At 70.6% G+C, this 15,602-nt stretch carries 12 protein-coding genes; 7 read left to right on the top strand and 5 right to left on the bottom strand.

Features of this window, described 5'->3' with window-relative positions:
• Positions 1-30: 30 nt before the first annotated feature.
• The gene (locus SK095_RS00585; RefSeq protein WP_320547539.1) at positions 31-882 is read left to right on the top strand and encodes a DMT family transporter; all 852 of its coding nucleotides are present in this window, start codon (positions 31-33) and stop codon (positions 880-882) included.
• A 4-nt stretch (positions 883-886) separates the two neighbouring features.
• On the opposite strand, the gene SK095_RS00580 is transcribed toward SK095_RS00585, so the two are convergent.
• From SK095_RS00580 to recQ, 5 genes are all read right to left on the bottom strand, one after another.
• Entirely contained in the window at positions 887-1,930 is a 1,044-nt protein-coding gene (locus SK095_RS00580; RefSeq protein WP_136488463.1) for a glycosyltransferase family 4 protein, read from the bottom strand.
• Between the two features lie 232 nt (positions 1,931-2,162).
• A complete protein-coding gene (locus SK095_RS00575) occupies positions 2,163-2,456 on the bottom strand; it encodes a SelT/SelW/SelH family protein (RefSeq protein ID WP_136488464.1) in 294 nt (97 codons plus the stop codon).
• Between the two features lie 57 nt (positions 2,457-2,513).
• Positions 2,514-3,914: a DHA2 family efflux MFS transporter permease subunit gene (locus tag SK095_RS00570; protein ID WP_136488465.1), complete on the bottom strand. Its 1,401-nt coding sequence runs from the start codon at positions 3,912-3,914 to the stop codon at positions 2,514-2,516.
• Positions 3,914-4,345: a MarR family transcriptional regulator gene (locus SK095_RS00565; protein WP_136488466.1), complete on the bottom strand. Its 432-nt coding sequence runs from the start codon at positions 4,343-4,345 to the stop codon at positions 3,914-3,916. Before SK095_RS00565 ends, SK095_RS00570 begins: the two co-directional genes overlap by 1 nt.
• A 100-nt stretch (positions 4,346-4,445) precedes the next feature.
• Complete coding sequence (gene recQ, locus SK095_RS00560; RefSeq protein ID WP_320547538.1) at positions 4,446-6,587, bottom strand: DNA helicase RecQ; 2,142 nt, start codon at positions 6,585-6,587, stop codon at positions 4,446-4,448.
• 125 nt (positions 6,588-6,712) lie between these two features.
• Here recQ and SK095_RS00555 point away from each other — a divergent pair, with 125 nt between their 5' ends.
• The 6 genes from SK095_RS00555 to SK095_RS00530 all read left to right on the top strand — a co-directional run bounded on the left by SK095_RS00555 (position 6,713) and on the right by SK095_RS00530 (position 15,581).
• Positions 6,713-7,300 (top strand): YecA family protein, encoded by a 588-nt coding sequence (locus tag SK095_RS00555; protein WP_136488468.1) that lies wholly within the window; start codon positions 6,713-6,715, stop codon positions 7,298-7,300.
• Between the two features lie 10 nt (positions 7,301-7,310).
• Entirely contained in the window at positions 7,311-7,712 is a 402-nt protein-coding gene (locus SK095_RS00550) for a YbaN family protein (protein WP_136488469.1), read from the top strand.
• A 458-nt stretch (positions 7,713-8,170) separates the two neighbouring features.
• Positions 8,171-11,632, top strand: a complete 3,462-nt coding sequence (locus SK095_RS00545; protein ID WP_320548939.1) for an Ig-like domain-containing protein — start codon at positions 8,171-8,173, stop codon at positions 11,630-11,632.
• 116 nt (positions 11,633-11,748) lie between these two features.
• On the top strand, positions 11,749-12,804 hold the full coding sequence (locus SK095_RS00540; protein ID WP_320547537.1) for an SCO family protein: 1,056 nt from the start codon (positions 11,749-11,751) through the stop codon (positions 12,802-12,804).
• 90 nt (positions 12,805-12,894) lie between these two features.
• Complete coding sequence (gene lapG, locus SK095_RS00535) at positions 12,895-13,593, top strand: cysteine protease LapG (RefSeq protein WP_320547536.1); 699 nt, start codon at positions 12,895-12,897, stop codon at positions 13,591-13,593.
• Positions 13,590-15,581, top strand: a complete 1,992-nt coding sequence (locus SK095_RS00530; RefSeq protein ID WP_136488472.1) for an EAL domain-containing protein — start codon at positions 13,590-13,592, stop codon at positions 15,579-15,581. The genes lapG and SK095_RS00530 overlap by 4 nt, the downstream gene beginning before the upstream one ends.
• Positions 15,582-15,602: the final 21 nt, after the last annotated feature.

The raw sequence follows: 15,602 nt of genomic DNA, 5'->3' as shown, positions 1-15,602 counted from the left end.
GCCGTCGCCCGCCCCCGCGAGTCGCCGCCCATGACCCCGCGCAACGCCCTGCTCGCCGTGCACCTCGGCGCCCTGCTGTTCGGCCTCACCGGGGTGTTCGGCAAGCTGGCCGAAGCCGCGCCGCTGGCGATCACCGCCGGGCGCGCGGCGTTCGCCGTGCTCGCCCTCGGCCTGTTCCTCGCCCTCGCCCGCAATGCTTCCGCTGGCCGCCCCAGCCTGCGTCAGCTGGCCCTGCTGGCGCTCGGCGGACTGCTGCTCGGCGCCCACTGGCTGACCTTCTTCCACGCGGTCAAGGTATCCGGCGTGGCCATCGCCACCCTCGGCTTCGCCAGCTTCCCGGCCTTCACCCTGCTGCTCGAGGGCCTGCTGTTCCGCGAGCGGCTGCGCGCGGGCGAGTTCGCCGTGGTCGGCCTGGTCTGCCTGGGCCTGGTACTGGTGACGCCGCAGTTCGAGCTGGCCAGCCAGGCCAGTCAGGGCCTGCTGTGGGCGGTACTGTCCGGGCTGCTGTTCGCCCTGCTGTCGCTGACCAACCGGGTCAGCGCCCGCGGCATCGAGCCGGCGCAGGCGGCGCTGTGGCAGAACCTGACCATCGCCCTGTGCCTCTTGCCGCTGGCAGCACCGCAGCTGCCGGCCATCGCGCCGCTGGACTGGCTGTGGCTGGCGCTGCTCGGTGTGCTGTGCACCGGTCTCGCCCACAGCCTGTTCGTCTCCAGCCTGCGCGTGCTCAAGGCGCGCACCGCCGCGGTGGTGTTCGCCATGGAGCCGGTCTACGGGATCTGCTTCGCCTGGCTGCTGTTCGCCGAGATACCGAGCCTGCGCATCTTCGGCGGCGGCGCGCTGATCGTGCTGGCCACCTTCGTCAGCGCACGCCTGCCGCGCTGACCGCTCAGGGTGCGGCGCGTTCGGCGCTGAGCCGCTCGGCCGGCAGACAGGGAGCGCCGTCCAGGCGCGGCTGGCGGGCGAGGAACTCCAGTGCGGAGGCCTGCCAGGACTGGCGCCGCGCTTCCTCGGCGCAGGCGCGCCGGTCCAGCTCGAGCGCCTGCAGACAGGCGCGCTGCAGGTCCTCGTCCATCACCCCGCTGACGCCCTGGCGCAGCACGTCCAGCGGGCCGCTGACCGGGAAGGCGGCCACCGGCGTGCCGCAGGCCAGCGCCTCGAGCATCACCAGGCCGAGGGTGTCGGTGCGCGAGGGGAACACCAGCACGCTGGCGCTGCGGTAGGCCTCGGCCAGCGTCTCGCCGCGCAGGTAGCCAAGAAAGCGCACCTGCGGATAGCGTCGCTGCAGCTCACCGCGCAGCGGGCCGTCGCCGACCACGCGCTTCTCGCCCGGCAGCTCGAGGTCGAGGAAGGCCTCCAGGGTCTTCTCCGGCGCCAGGCGGCCGACGTAGAGGAACACCGGCGCGCCCTCGTCCGGCTCGAGGCGCGGCTGGAACTGGCGGATATCGACGCCCTTGCGCCACAGGCCGAGATGGGCGAAGCCCTGGCGGGCGAACTCGGCCTGCATGCGCACGGTACTGACCAGTACCGCATCGCTCGGCCGGTGGAAGGCGCGCATCCACGCATAGCCCAGGCTGAGCGGGATCACCGGCCAGCGGGCATGGACGAACTCGGGAAAGCGCGTGTGCATGGCGGTGGAGAAGGCCAGTCCGCGGCGCTGCAGCCAGTGCCGCGCCGCCCAGCCGAGCGGCCCTTCGGTGGCCAGGTGCACGGCGTCCGGGGCGAACGCCTCGATCCTCGCCGCCACCCGCCAGATGTCCCATGCCAGGGCGATCTCGGGGTATCCCGGGCAGGGCAGCGAGCGGAAATCCAGCGGCGACAGCACGCCCACCTCGCAGCCCAGCTCCTCCAGCTCCATCACCAGCGCGCGCAGGCAGGTGACCACGCCGCTGACCCGCGGCTCCCAGGTGTCGCTGACGATCAGCAACCGCATGGTCGCGCCCTGCGCAGACGGTCACGGGAAACGGCAGGAGCCGGGGCAGTCCGCGGACGCGACGGACGACGTGCGCATTTCGACGGGCAAGGCTGGGCACAGTCCATCAGCCACCTCCGGCTGGAGCTGCAGGATCTTTGCTGGCGTCAGGAGGCGCCGCGCATGGGCGCGGGGCCTCGTTAACGCAGCATAGTCACAGCCGGGAAAGTGCGCCGCTCGTCGGCGCACTTCGTCACTCGCGGCGCGGACGGTCGCTGTGGCCGAGGTCGCGACCCGGATCGATGCGGTCGCGCACGCGCTGCTTGAGCACCTTGGCCTCGGGGAAGCCGCCGTCGGCCTTGCGCTCCCAGATCTCGACGCCGTCGCAGGTGATGCGGAACACCCCGCCGGTGCCCGGCACCAGGCTGACCTTGCCCAGATCGTCGCCGAAGGTGGACAGCAGTTCCTGCGCCAGCCAGGCGGCGCGCAGCAGCCATTGGCACTGGGTGCAGTAGGTGATCTCGACTTCGGGTCTGCCGATGCTCATCGCGGGGTCCTGAACGGAAAACGGGCGGGCCGCCATGATAGCGCCCCGCCTGCCGCCTCAGCGATTGCCACGCAGGCGCCAGGCCGGCCAGATCGCCAGGGCGAACAGCGCGGCCAGCAGCCAGAAGCTCTGCTGGAAGGCCAGGGCATTGCCCAGGGCATCGCCGCCTTCGGCCTCGTGGCGCCATTCGAGGAAGAAGGTCAGCAGGTTGATGCCCAGCGCCCCACCGAGCTGACGCATGAAGGTGGTGGCGCCGGTGGCGCTGGACAGCTCCTCGGCCGGCAGGTCCTGCACCGCCGCGGTGCTCACCCCGGGCAGGATGCCGCCGAGGCCGAAGCGCCCCAGCGAAGCCCAGGCGCAGATCGCCCAGAAGCCGCCCTCATCGCCCAGCAGCGCCTGGCCGGCGGCGGACAGCGCCAGCAGCGCCAGACCGCCGACCAGCAGCCAGCGCGCCGCCAGGCGGTCGCTCAGCCAGCCGCCGACGAAGGCGGCGACGCCCAGCACCAGGCCGGTGGGCAGCAGCACCAGGCCGGCGTCGGCGGCGCTGTAGTGCTCCACCGTCTGCACGTACAGCGGGATCAGGTAGGTGACGCCGAACAGACCGACGCCGAGCACCATCGCCACCCAGCTGGTGCGCCGGAAGCTGGCGTTGCGCCACAGGCGCAGCGGCAGCAGCGGCGCCTCGTGGCGGCTGCAGCGCCAGAGGAAGGCCGCCAGGCAGGCCAGGCCGATGCCGCCGGGCACCAGGGTCACGCCGGCCAGCCAGCCGAAGCGCTGCGCCTCGGCCAGACCGCCGAGGATGCCGAACAGCGCCAGATTGAGCAGGACGAAGCCCGGCACGTCCAGGCGCGGCGGGGTCAGCGAGCGGAAGCTCGGCAGCAGGCGGGCGCCGCCGATCACGCTGATCACGCAGATCGGCGCCGGCAGCCAGAAGATCGCGCTCCAGCCGAAGTGATCGACCACATAGCCGGCCAGGGTCGGCCCCAGCGCCGGCGCCATCATCGCGCCGAGGCCGAACAGGCCGAGCGCCAGGCCGCGGCCGCGGTCGGGGAAGGAGCGGAAGATCAGCACCATGGCCAGCGGCTGGACCAGGCCGGCGCACAGGCCCTGGACGATGCGCAGGCCGATCAGCGGCCAGATCGAGGTCACCAGCGGCGCCACCAGCGAGGTGGCCATGAACAGGCCGAAGGTGCCCAGCAGGGTGCGCCTGGCGCCGAAGCGCGCCTGCGCCCAGGACGACAGCAGCAGGCCCGAGGTCATCGCGGCGAGGAAGCCGGTGATCAGCCACTGCGCCAGCGGCCGGCCGATGGCGAACTCGGCCATGATCGCCGGCAGGGCGACGTTGACGCTGGTGGAGGCCAGCACCATGGTCATGGTGGAGAGGATCAGCAGGGCCAGCAGCCAGGCCGGGTAGCGGGCGCCGAAGCGCTCGCGCAAGGCATCGAGGTCGTGCCCCATCACAGCCGCTCCAGGTTGGCCTGCATCCGGCCGAGCACCCGCTGGCAGACCTCCAGCTCCTGCTGGTCGATGTCGGCGAGCACCTCGTTGCGCAGCTCGCCGGCGATCGCCTCGATCTGCGCGATGAGCGCGGCGGTCTGCGGCAGCAGCTCGATGCGCTTGGCGCGGCGGTCCTCGGCCACCGTCACCCGGCGCACCAGCTGCTGCGCCTCGAGGCCGTCGAGCAGGCGCGCCAGGGTCGCGCACTCGACGCCGACCAGCGCCGCCAGCTCGCTCTGGGTCGGCGCCTCCGCATGCCGGGCCAGGTGCAGCAGCACCAGCCAGCGCGCCTGCGACAGGCCGAGGTGGCTGAGGCGGCGGTCCAGCTCGGCCCGCCAGGTGCGCGCCAGCAGGGCGACCTCGGCGCCGAGGCGGTGATCGGAATGCGCCATTTCATACCCTCCTAAATATCAACAAGCTAAACATTAGCCTGCTAAGTATTTATCCGCAACTCTCCCCCGTCAGCAACCCGATGGGGGACAGTGCGCCGGCTCAGGCGCCCAGCTCGACCTCCAGCGCGGCGCGCACGCAGTGCAGCACGCCGAGCGGCACGCGGCCGTCGAATGCCTCGGCCAGCGCCGCCACCGGCGGCAGCTCGCCGTCGCCGTCGAGGAAGGCGTCGTGGATCTCGCCGAGCAGCTCCTCGGGCAGGTCCAGCGCCTGCTCCAGGCTCAGTTGCTGGCGACCGATGGCCTCGGCCAGCAGGCTGTAGACGTTCTTCTCCGAGCAGTCGAGCTGGCGGGCGATCTGCGCCGGGGTCATGCCCGAGCGGGCCAGGCTGACCAGCTCGTGGCGCAGGTCGGTGACCACCGCCGGTACGGCCGGCGCCGCGGGGCTGTCGGTGAGCACGTCGAGGAAGGCCTGGCCGTAGCGCTCCAGCTTGCGCGCACCGACGCCGCTGACCTGGGCCATTTCGGACAGCGACTGCGGCTGGCTGCGCAGCATCTCCAGCAGGGTAGCGTCGGGGAAGATCACGTAGGGCGGCACGCTGTGCTCCTCGGCCAGCTTGCGGCGCAGGGTGCGCAGCGCCTCCCACAGCGGCCGCTCGTCGCCGCGCACCAGCTGGCTGGCCTGGCTCGGCCCGCCGCTGGAACGCTGCGCGCGCTGCGGCTTGAGATCGCGGCGCAGCTCGAGGCTGACCTCGCCGCGCAGCAGCGGCCGGCAGGCGTCGGTCAGGCGCAGGCCGCCGAAGCCGTCGAGGTCGATATCGGCCAGGCCGCGCGCCACCAGTTGGCGGAACAGCGTGCGCCAGTCCGCTTCGGCCAGTTCCTTGCCCTTGCCGAACACCGCCAGCTGCTGGTGGCCGAACGAGCGCACCTTGTCGCTCTCGCGACCGAGCAGGATGTCGACCAGGTGGCCGACGCCGTAGCGCTGGCCGCTGCGGTAGATGGCCGACAGCGCCAGGCGCGCCGCCTCGGTGGCGTCCCAGGTCTCCACGCCCTCCACGCAGTTGTCGCAGTGGCCGCAGGGCTGCGCCAGCTCCTCGTCGAAGTAGGCCAGGAGCGCCTGGCGACGGCAGCGCGACTCCTCGCACAGCGCCAGCATGGCCTCCAGCTTGTGGCGCTCGACGCGCTTGTGCTGCTCGTCGCCCTCGGAGTTCTGCAGCATCTGGCGCAGGAACAGCACGTCCTGCAGGCCGTAGGCCATCCACACTTCCGAGGGCAGGCCGTCGCGGCCGGCGCGGCCGGTTTCCTGGTAGTAGGCCTCCAGCGACTTGGGCAGGTCGAGGTGAGCGACGAAGCGCACGTTGGGCTTGTCGATGCCCATGCCGAAGGCGATGGTCGCCACCATGATCAGCCCTTCCTCGTTGATGAAGCGCTTCTGGTTGTGCGCGCGCAGCTCGCTGGCCAGCCCGGCGTGGTACGGCAGCGCCGGATAGCCCTGCTCGGAGAGGAAGGCGGCCACCTCCTCGACCTTCTTGCGCGACATGCAGTAGACGATGCCGGCGTCGCCGCGACGCCCGGCGAGGAAGGCCAGCAGCTGCTTGCGCGGCTGATCCTTGGGCACGATGCGGTAGAAGATGTTCGGCCGGTCGAAGCTGGAGAGGAAACGCTCGGCCTGCTCCAGGTGCAGGCGCTGGACGATCTCCTCGCGGGTGCGCTTGTCCGCGGTGGCGGTCAGGGCGATGCGCGGCACGTTGGGGAACAGCTCGGCGAGCTGGCCGAGCTGCAGGTACTCGGGGCGGAAGTCGTGGCCCCACTGCGACACGCAGTGCGCCTCGTCGATGGCGAACAGGGCGATCGGCAGGCGCTGCAGGAAGGCCAGCATGCGCGGCTGCACCAGGCGCTCGGGGGCCAGGTAGAGCAGTTTGATCTCGCCGCGGCGCAGGCGCTCGGCGATCTCGCGCTGCTCCTCGGGCGTCTGCGTGGAGTTCAGCGCCACCGCCGCCACGCCCAGCTCGTCGAGGGTGGCGACCTGGTCGTCCATCAGCGCGATCAAGGGCGACACCACCACCGCCACGCCGTCGCGCAGCAGCGCCGGCACCTGGAAGCACAGCGACTTGCCGCCGCCGGTGGGCATCAGCACCAGGGCGTCGCCGCCTTCGCTCACGTGCTGGATGATCCGCGCCTGGTTGCCGCGGAAAGCGTCGTAACCGAACACGTCTTTGAGGGTGCGCAGGGCGGAATCGAGCATGGGGCCTCCGGATGAAGCCGGGCATTATACGCCAGCCCGCACCCGGTTCCGTGCGCCACTCGCCTGGCAGCGCGCCCACTGCTCGTCTACAATCGAGCGCGCATTCTTCCCGAGGTAGTGTCCCGATGTCCTTCGCCGAGCAACTGTCCCGCCTGCAAGCCTTTCTCGATGCCGACGACCTGCATGAGGAAGCGCTGGACTACGTGGCCGCCCACGGTTACCTGACCGCCCTGTCCATCTGCCCCGATCCGGTACCGGAGCGCGAGTGGATCGACGCCCTGTTCGCCGAGCCGCCGCACTACCGCAGCGACGCCGAGCGCGAGGAGATCGAAGCCTCGCTGATCCAGCTCAAGGCGCACATCGGCCGCCAGCTGGCCAGCGACGAGGACATGGAGCTGCCCTGCGACCTCGATCTGGGCGACGACCCCGACGACTCCGACCTGCGCGGCTGGTGCATCGGCTTCATGGAGGGCGTGTTCCTGCGCGAGGCCGTGTGGTTCGAGAACGCCGAGGACGAGGTCAGCGAGCTGCTGCTGCCGATCATGGTCGGCTCCGGCCTGTTCGACGAGGAGCCGGAGTTCGCCGAGATCGCCAGCGACCGTGACCTGGTCGACAGCATGATCGACCAGATCCCCGAGCTGCTTACCGCGCTGTTCCTGCTCTGCCAGGCTCCGGAAGAGAAGCCGGCGCTGCTCAAGCCCCGCCAGCACTGAGCCGCGCCGCATGGCGCCACGCGAACCCGCCGAGATACGTCACGCCTGGCTGCGCTGGCTGCTGCTGGGCATCGGCTGGCTGAGCGTGGCGCTGGGCGTGCTCGGCATCTTCCTGCCGGTGCTGCCCACCACCCCCTTCCTGCTGCTGGCCGCCGCCTGCTTCGTGCGCAGCTCGCGGCGCGTCTACGTCTGGCTGGTCACCCACCCGCGCCTCGGCCCGTGGATCCGCGACTACCTCGACGGCCAGGGCATCCCCTTCCGCGCCAAGGCCTGGGCCATCGGCCTGATGTGGGCGAGCATCCTGCTGTCCTGCTACCTGGTGCCGCTGCTGCCGGCCCGCCTGTTCATGCTGACCAGCGCCGTGCTGGTGACCCTCTACATCCTCCGCCAGAAGACTCTCGGCCGGCCCTGAGGGACGGCGCCTTCCCCACAACCGGGGCCGATACCCCCAGCCACGGGGAAAGTTCCCCACCCCCCGACGCCAGGTACGAGGCCTCGCCTGGGGGGCAGGCGCTGCCCGCCCTTGGCTGCCGCGCCTGGCGATGGCTCCGTGCCGCCTGGCACCATGCTTGCTTGGTCTCCACTGACGATACCTTTCTGCCATCACGGGAAGCATCACGGGAAGGGCTCGATCAACGGAAGCAGTGCCCGGCCGGGAGCAACCGGCCGCGCAATCCGGTATGCACTGGAAGCACCGAGGCAAGACCTCTCGTCCTGATCGGCTCCGCAACGGCGCCGACCCGCGCCGAGTCGCCGTTCTCCTCCGTCGTGGAGCATCCAGTCGCGGTGAACGCCATCGTTCCGATGGTCGACGCGCGCCCGACAATGCACGCGCGTCTGCGTCTATCCGTGCAGCAGGGTGAGGACAACATGGACAAGAAATCATCTTCCGCGAGCCTGTTCCAGCTATCGGCCGTCGCCTGGGCGATCCTGGCGACCCTGAGCCTGCCCGGCAGCGCTGCCGGCTCCCTGGACGACGAGAGCCAGCCGCCGCCGACCGACCCCTCGGCCTACGTCGATGCTCCGGAGCATCCGGACGAGACGCTGCACGAGATGGAGAGCTGGCCGAAGGCCAACAAGGGCGCCTACGACCTGCCGAACGGGGTGAGCGGCGACAAGAACACGCCGACCGCCGAGAACGTGCTGCAGCCGCTGCAGCAGACCTCGTTCAACTACCCGACCAACGGCACGGCAAGCCCGCTGTTCGGCGCCCAGCCCTTCACCCAGCAGGTGCTGCGCTTCGAGGAGTTCGGCCTGGAGAGGCTCGACCCCGGCGCCCCGGCCGGCACCCTGCCGCTGCCACCGCCGAGCCTCGGCCCGGCTCCGGCCCAGGATCCGCTCAGCGTTGCCCGCAGCGGTCCGCCCTCCTCGGCGCTGGACGACTTTCTCAGGCAGCCGGGGCTGTTCCCGTTCCCGGCCCAGTACTCCAACGTGCTGGACCCCAACCCGTGGAAGTCCCAGATCGAGCACTTCCTCAACCGCTACGTCAGTTCGCCGGCCGAGGGCCGCCCGCCGGGCAAGGGCTGGTCGCACCAGCGCTGGAACGAGTTCTATCCCCAGGCCGCGTTCAAGACGGTACAGGCAGGGGCGCGGGTCAACGGTGGCGTGCGCAACGGCCGGCAGCTGCACGGCTACGCGGTCGGCGAATTCGGCCCCGGCGGCCTCTACCACAACACCGCCGGCACGCCAGCGACCGCCGGCACCACAGCCGGCATCGGCATCCGCCTCCACCCGAACATGCCGGTGCAGAATCACAAGTCGCTGTGGACCTTCGACGGCACCCTGCCGCCCAAGCTGCTGATGGTCCGTTACGGCCAGCCGATGCTGATGCGCCACTACAACGCCCTGCCGATCGACCCGGCGGCCAACCGCGGCTTCGGCCTGCACACCATCAGCACCCACGAGCACAACGGTCATGTCCCGGCCGAGAGCGACGGCTTCGCCAACGCCTTCTTCTTCCCCGGCCAGTACTACGACTATCGCTGGCCGGTGCAGCTGGCCGGCTACGACAGCATCAACACCAGGGCGGAGGATCCGCGAGCCGCCTTCCCCTGCGCACCGGGAGAGACCCTCTGGGTCAACGACCTCAACCCCGGCCCGAGAACCTGTGGCGACGACGGCAAGATCAGGATTCGCGGCGACTGGCGCGAGACCATGAGCACCCACTGGTTCCACGACCACATGCTCGATTTCACCGCGCAGAACGTCTACAAGGGCAACGCCGCGGTGATGAACTACTACAGCGCCGTCGACCGCGGCAACGAGGCGTTCGACGACGGCGTCAACCTGCGCTTCCCCAGCGGCTCGGCGCTGCCCTGGGGCAACCGCGACTACGACGTCAACCTGGTGATGGCCGACAAGGCCTGGGACGACCGGGGCCAGCTGTGGTTCAACCCGTTCAACACCGACGGCTTCCTCGGCGACCAGATGGTGGTCAACTGGCTGTACAAGCCCTACATGGAGGTGCGCGCACGCAGCTACCGCTTCCGCCTCCTCAACGGCTCGGTGTCGCGCTACTTCAAGATCGCCGTGGTGCGCGAGATCCAGGGCAGCGGCGGCGAGTTCAAGGGGCCCAAGGGCTCGGGCGTGTCCTACGACCGGGTGCCGTTCCACATGATCGCCAACGACGGCAACATCATGGAGCACGCCGTGCCCTTCGACGGCAGCATGGATCTGGACGGCGACGGCGACCGCAAGGACCACCACGGCATCCTGCCGACCCAGGCCATCGCCGAGCGCTATGACATCATCATCGACTTCGCCCGGCACGGCATCCGCCCGGGAGACCACCTCTACCTCGTCAACCTGATGGAGCACGACACCGGCAAGGGCCCGTCGAACAAGGAGCTGTCGCTTGGCGAGGTGCTGTCCGAGGCATACAAGGCGACCCTCGACCAGACCAGCAAAGGCGCGCGCTGGCGGGACGGCGATCCGGTGGTCGGCAAGTTCCTGCAGTTGCGGGTCGTCACCTATGGCGGCAATGACCTGAGCATGAACCCTGCCGAATACGAGCCGGCCAAGCCCGGCAAGGCCGCCGGCAAGAAGATGATCCCGCTGACCATCGACCGCAACAGCGTTGCCGACCGGGCCAAGCTCGCCCAGGCCCGCAAGCGCCACTTCACGTTCGGCCGCTCCGACGGCACCGATGCCGAACCCTGGACCGTCAAGACCGACGGCGGCCTCGGCTATGCCGCCGACCCGCGGCGGATCTCGGCAGCGCCCCAGCTGGCCAACGGTCCGACCGACGCCGGCTGGAGCGGCGACGGCACCCTCGAGGTATGGACCATCGAGAACGGCGGCGGGGGCTGGAGCCATCCCGTGCACGTGCACTTCGAGGAAGGCGTCATCCTCAGCCGCGACGGCCGGGAGCCGCCGGAGTGGGAGAAGTGGGCGCGCAAGGACGTCTATCGCGTCGGGCCGGAGGTCGATGGCTCCATCGAGGTCGAGGTGGCACTGCGCTTCCGCGAGTTCGCCGGCACCTACGTCGAGCACTGCCACAACACCCAGCACGAAGACACCGCGATGCTGCTGCGCTGGGACCTGGAGCACCCCGGCCAGTTCCAGTTCATGCCGACGCCCCTGCCGACCTGGGATGGCGTGCAGTACGCCGGCTCGGTGGCCCTTCCCACTGCCCGCAGCAGCAGCGGCGGCAGCGGTAGCTCGGGAGGCGGCACGGGCGGCAGTGGTGGCGGCACCGGCGGTAGCGCTGGCGGTACGGGCGGCGACGGCGGCAGTGGTGGCGGCACCCCGCCCGCCAATCAGCTGCCGGTGGCCATGGCCGACAGCGCCAGCACCAGGGCTGGCGCGGCGATCAGCATCGACGTGCTGGCCAACGACAGCGATCCGGAAGGCCAGCCGCTGAGCATCGTCGACCTGAACCCGCCGTTCCACGGCCAGGGCAGCGCCAGCACCGACGGCGACCGGGTGCTCTATACCCCGCCGACCACGCTGAGCGAGCCCCTGACCGCGACCTTCACCTACTCGGCCAGGGACGCCCAGGGCGGCGTCTCGAGCCCGGCCACGATCAGCGTGACGGTCAACCCGGCGCCCAGTGCCGAAGACCTGAAGGTCACCACTGCCGAGGTCCGCTCGCGCAGCGGCAACCGCTATCGCTGGGAACTGAGCGGACGGACCTCGCTGCCGAGCGGCAACAGCATCGAGGTGACGGTCGCGACCCGCAGCGGGCCTCTCAGCCTGGGCAAGGCCACCCTGACCTCTGCCGGATCCTGGCGGCTTTCCGTGGAAACCACCGGCAGCGGCCCGGCAGCGGCCCCCACGGCGACCATCCGCTCGATCCACGGCGAGGTCACGGTACCGCTCAAGGCGCTCTGAGCCTCCCGCCCGCGCCCGGGAGTTCCCCGGACGCGGGCGGGATCCTGCGAAACGGACTGTCCGCGAGGGCGAACCAGCTCCGCCCGCCAGCGGACCCAGCACGGGAAGCCGAAGCCATGTCCAGCCAGCCCCGCACCGCCCGATCCGTCCTCACCACGCTGCTGCTGTCGCTCGCCCTGCTCGGCGCGCTGAGTCCGGCGGCCGCCACCTCCGCCAGCGAGAGCAGCGCGGCGAGCGGCTCCATCTCCCCCTGGGGGCGGGACTACTTCCCCAACATCGTCCTGATCAACCAGGACGGCCAGAAGGTCCGCTTCTTCGACGACCTGATCAAGGGCAAGGTGGTGGCGATCAACTTCATCTTCACCGCCTGCGGCGACTCCTGCCCGCTGGAAACCGCCCGCCTGCGCCAGGTGCAGAACCTGCTTGGCGAGAGGGTCGGCCGCGACGTCTTCCTCTACTCGATCAGCATCGACCCGATCTCCGATACCCCGGAGGTGCTCAAGCGCTACACCGAGAAGTTCAACATCGGCCCGGGCTGGCAGTTCCTCACCGGCGACTACGACGAGATCAACCTGCTGCGCCAGAAGCTCGGCCTGTTCATCGACGGGGTGGACGACCAGCAGGTCGACGCCAGCGGCACCCGCGACCACAACCTGAGCCTGATCATCGGCAACCAGAGCACCGGCCGCTGGATGAAGGCCTCGCCCTTCGAGAATCCGTACATCCTCGCCGACCGTCTCGGCAGCGTCCTGCACAACTGGAAGCAGGCCAGCGTCGTGCACAACGACTACGCCGAGGCCCCCGACGTACGCACACCATCGGCCGGCGAGCAGATCTACCGCACGCGCTGCTCCTCCTGCCACACCCTCGGCGACACCCGGCACGCCGGGCTGCGCAGCCTCGGGCCGGACCTGCTCGGCGTGACCCGCCGCCGCGACCCGGCCTGGCTCAGCCGCTGGATCAGGGAGCCCGACCGCATGCTGGCCGAGAAGGATCCGCTGGCCATGGCGCTGCTTGAGCAATACAACCGCGTCCCCATGCCCAACCTGCGCCTGGGCGAGGTCGAGATCAGCGCCCTGCTGGCCTATCTGGAAGAAGAGAGCAACCGGCAGAACCCGCCGCAACCCCTCGTGCAGGAAAGCCACGACGCGCAGCGCCAGCACCCGCGCTAGCGACGGCCGGCTGCCGACAAGCCGGCCGCGTTGCGCCTATCCTCAGAAGGGAACCGACAGGGCGTGAGCGGCGCGATGGAGCGATGCGGGATGGTCACGAGACAGCCAACCGGCAGGCGCGCGCTTGTGGGCTTCTGCCTGCTCGCCAGCCTGCTGCCCGGTCTCGCCGTGCAGGCCAACTGGGACTTCGCACGGATCATCCGCCTCGCCGAGCAGCGCTACGGCGGCCTGGGCGTCGGACGCGAGCGCCTCGAGCAGTGGGCGCTGCTGATCGAGCACGGTGGCGGGTTCGACGAAGAGGCGCAGCTGCGGGCGGTCAACGGCTTCTTCAACCAGGCCCTGCGCTTCACCGACGACGCCAGCACCTGGCAGCAGCTCGACTACTGGGCCACCCCCCTGGAAGCCCTGGTGAAGGGGGCCGGCGACTGCGAGGACTACGCCATCGCCAAGTACCTGACCCTGCGCCAGCTCGGCGTCCCCGGCGAGAAGCTGCGCATCACCTACGTCAAGGCACTGGAACTCGACCAGGCGCACATGGTGCTGGCCTGGTACGCCACCCCGACCAGCGAACCGCTGGTGCTGGACAACCTGATCCCCGATATCCGCCCTGCCTCGCAACGCCCCGACCTGCTGCCGGTGTATGCCTTCAATGCCGAAGGCGTCTGGCTGCCGGGCGCCGGCGGCAACCAGCGCAGCGGCGACAGCAAGACCCTGTCGCGCTGGCAGGACCTGCTGAACAAGATGCGCCACGAAGGATTTGCCCGGCACCCGGGCAAGGAGGCCCCATGACCCTGCTGCAGCAACGCTTCCTCTCCATCTGCCTGTTCCTGCTGCTGGCCTTCACCGTCAGCTTCGTCGCCAGCCTGGAAAGCTCCCGCGAGCAGACCGTCGCGCAGCTGCGCTCGCACGCCCAGGACGCCGCCACCGCCCTCGGCGTGGCGCTGACGCCGCACATCGACGACCCGGCCACGGTCGAGCTGATGGTCTCCTCGATCTTCGACAGCGGCTACTTCGCCAGCATCCGCGTGCGCCGCGCGGACGACGGCGCCATGCTGGCCGAGAGGCAGATGAACCCGCGCAGCGACGAGGTGCCGGGCTGGTTCGCCCGCCTGGTGGACCTCCACGCCGAAGGCGGCGAGGCGCTGATCCAGCGCGGCTGGCAGCAGGCCGCGCGGGTCGAGGTGGTCAGCCACCCGCAGTTCGCCCTCGCCCGCCTGTGGCACGCCGCCCTGGGCAGCCTCTCCTGGCTGGCGCTGTGCGGGCTGCTCAGCGCCGCCCTCGGCGGCTGGCTGCTGCAGCGCCAGCTGCGCCCCCTCGAGCGCATGGTGGAGCAGGCCGAGGCCATCGGCCGCCGCGAGTTCATCAGCCAGCCGCTGCCGCATACGCCCGAGCTGCGCCGGGTGGTGCTGGCGATGAACCAGATGGCCGACAAGCTGCGCAGCCTGTTCGCCGAGGAGGCGGCGCGCAGCGAGCGGCTGCGCAACGAGGCCTACCAGGACAGCCTCACCGGCCTGGCCAACCGCCGCCTGCTCAACATGCGCCTCGACGCCCAGCTGCTGGCCAGCGAGCAGAACGCCGCCGGCTACCTGCTGCTGCTGCGCCTCAACGACCTCAGCGGCCTCAACCAGCGCCAGGGCGCCGGGCGCACCGATGCCCTGATCCGCGAGATCGGCGAGCGCCTGCAGCAGATTGGCGCCCGCTTCGGACACCCCGACTGGCTGGCCGCCCGCTGCCGCGGCGGCGAGTTCGCCCTGCTCGCCCCCGGCGCCACTACCGCCGAGATCGAGCAGCTGGCGGCCGAACTCGGCGAGACGCTCGCCGGCCTGCAGGACACCGGCGCCAGCGACTGCGAGCCGGCGGCGCACATCGGCCTGACCGCCTACCAGCCGGGGGAAAGCCGCCAGGGCGTGCTGAGTCGCGCCGACCAGGCGCTGAGCCAGGCCCAGCAGCGCTACGACCAGCCGTGGGAGCGCGTGGACGAGAGCACCCCGGTCTGCCGCCTCGACCAGCACGACTGGCGCCACTGGCTGGATGAGGCGCTCGGCGAGGGTAAGCTGCAGCTGTACTTCCAGCCGGTGGTGCGCAGCGACGACCGCACGCTGCTCCACCACAAGGTGCTGGCGCGCCTGCTCGATCCGCAGGGCAAGGCCATACCGGCCGGCCTGTTCCTGCCCTGGGTCGCCCGTCTGGGCTGGGGGCCGCGCCTCGACCGGCTGATGCTCGAGCACGTCCTCGAACACCTGCGCCAGCATCCGCAGCCGCTGGCCATGAGCCTGTCCGGAGCTACCCTGCACGACCAGGTCAGCCTCGCCCTGATCCTCCACAGCCTGCGCAGGCATCCCCAGCAGGCAGGCCTGCTGACCCTGGAGCTGGACGAGCGCACGCTGCCCGGCGCCGAGCAGTTGCCGGCCCTGTGCGAGCCCCTGCGCGAAACCGGCTACGGCCTCGCGGTACAGCATTTCGGCGGACGCTTCAGCCTGATCGGCAACCTCACCCACCTTGGCCTGGCCTGGCTGAAGATCGACGGCAGCCACATCCACGGCCTCGACCGGGAAGCCGACCGGCGCGTGTTCATCGAGGCCATCCGCCGCACCACCCACAACATCGACCTGCCGCTGATCGCCGAGATGGTGGAAAGCGAAGGCGAGGCGCAGGCCCTGCGCGAGCTGGGAGTACACGGGATGATGGGGCGCCTGATCGGAGTGCCGGCGCCCTGGCCGAAGAGCGAACAGCCCGCCACGGGAAGCGGCGTGCGCCCGGGAGCGAAGCTCGAATAGGGGAGCGGGGAAAGGCCCGCG

The organism is Pseudomonas sp. AN-1 (assembly GCF_034057115.1).
Classification (GTDB): domain Bacteria; phylum Pseudomonadota; class Gammaproteobacteria; order Pseudomonadales; family Pseudomonadaceae; genus Geopseudomonas.
This window is presented reverse-complemented; position numbering and strand designations above follow the sequence as displayed.

Excerpts from the sequence above, each read along its gene's own strand:
- SK095_RS00585 (WP_320547539.1), top strand. The coding sequence starts at position 31 with ATGACCCCGCGCAACGCCCTGCTCGCCGTGCACCTCGGCGCCCTGCTG.
- SK095_RS00580 (WP_136488463.1), bottom strand. The coding sequence starts at position 1,930 with ATGCGGTTGCTGATCGTCAGCGACACCTGGGAGCCGCGGGTCAGCGGC.
- SK095_RS00575 (WP_136488464.1), bottom strand. The coding sequence starts at position 2,456 with ATGAGCATCGGCAGACCCGAAGTCGAGATCACCTACTGCACCCAGTGC.
- SK095_RS00570 (WP_136488465.1), bottom strand. The coding sequence starts at position 3,914 with ATGGGGCACGACCTCGATGCCTTGCGCGAGCGCTTCGGCGCCCGCTAC.
- SK095_RS00565 (WP_136488466.1), bottom strand. The coding sequence starts at position 4,345 with ATGGCGCATTCCGATCACCGCCTCGGCGCCGAGGTCGCCCTGCTGGCG.
- recQ (WP_320547538.1), bottom strand. The coding sequence starts at position 6,587 with ATGCTCGATTCCGCCCTGCGCACCCTCAAAGACGTGTTCGGTTACGAC.
- SK095_RS00555 (WP_136488468.1), top strand. The coding sequence starts at position 6,713 with ATGTCCTTCGCCGAGCAACTGTCCCGCCTGCAAGCCTTTCTCGATGCC.
- SK095_RS00550 (WP_136488469.1), top strand. The coding sequence starts at position 7,311 with ATGGCGCCACGCGAACCCGCCGAGATACGTCACGCCTGGCTGCGCTGG.
- SK095_RS00545 (WP_320548939.1), top strand. The coding sequence starts at position 8,171 with ATGGACAAGAAATCATCTTCCGCGAGCCTGTTCCAGCTATCGGCCGTC.
- SK095_RS00540 (WP_320547537.1), top strand. The coding sequence starts at position 11,749 with ATGTCCAGCCAGCCCCGCACCGCCCGATCCGTCCTCACCACGCTGCTG.
- lapG (WP_320547536.1), top strand. The coding sequence starts at position 12,895 with ATGGTCACGAGACAGCCAACCGGCAGGCGCGCGCTTGTGGGCTTCTGC.
- SK095_RS00530 (WP_136488472.1), top strand. The coding sequence starts at position 13,590 with ATGACCCTGCTGCAGCAACGCTTCCTCTCCATCTGCCTGTTCCTGCTG.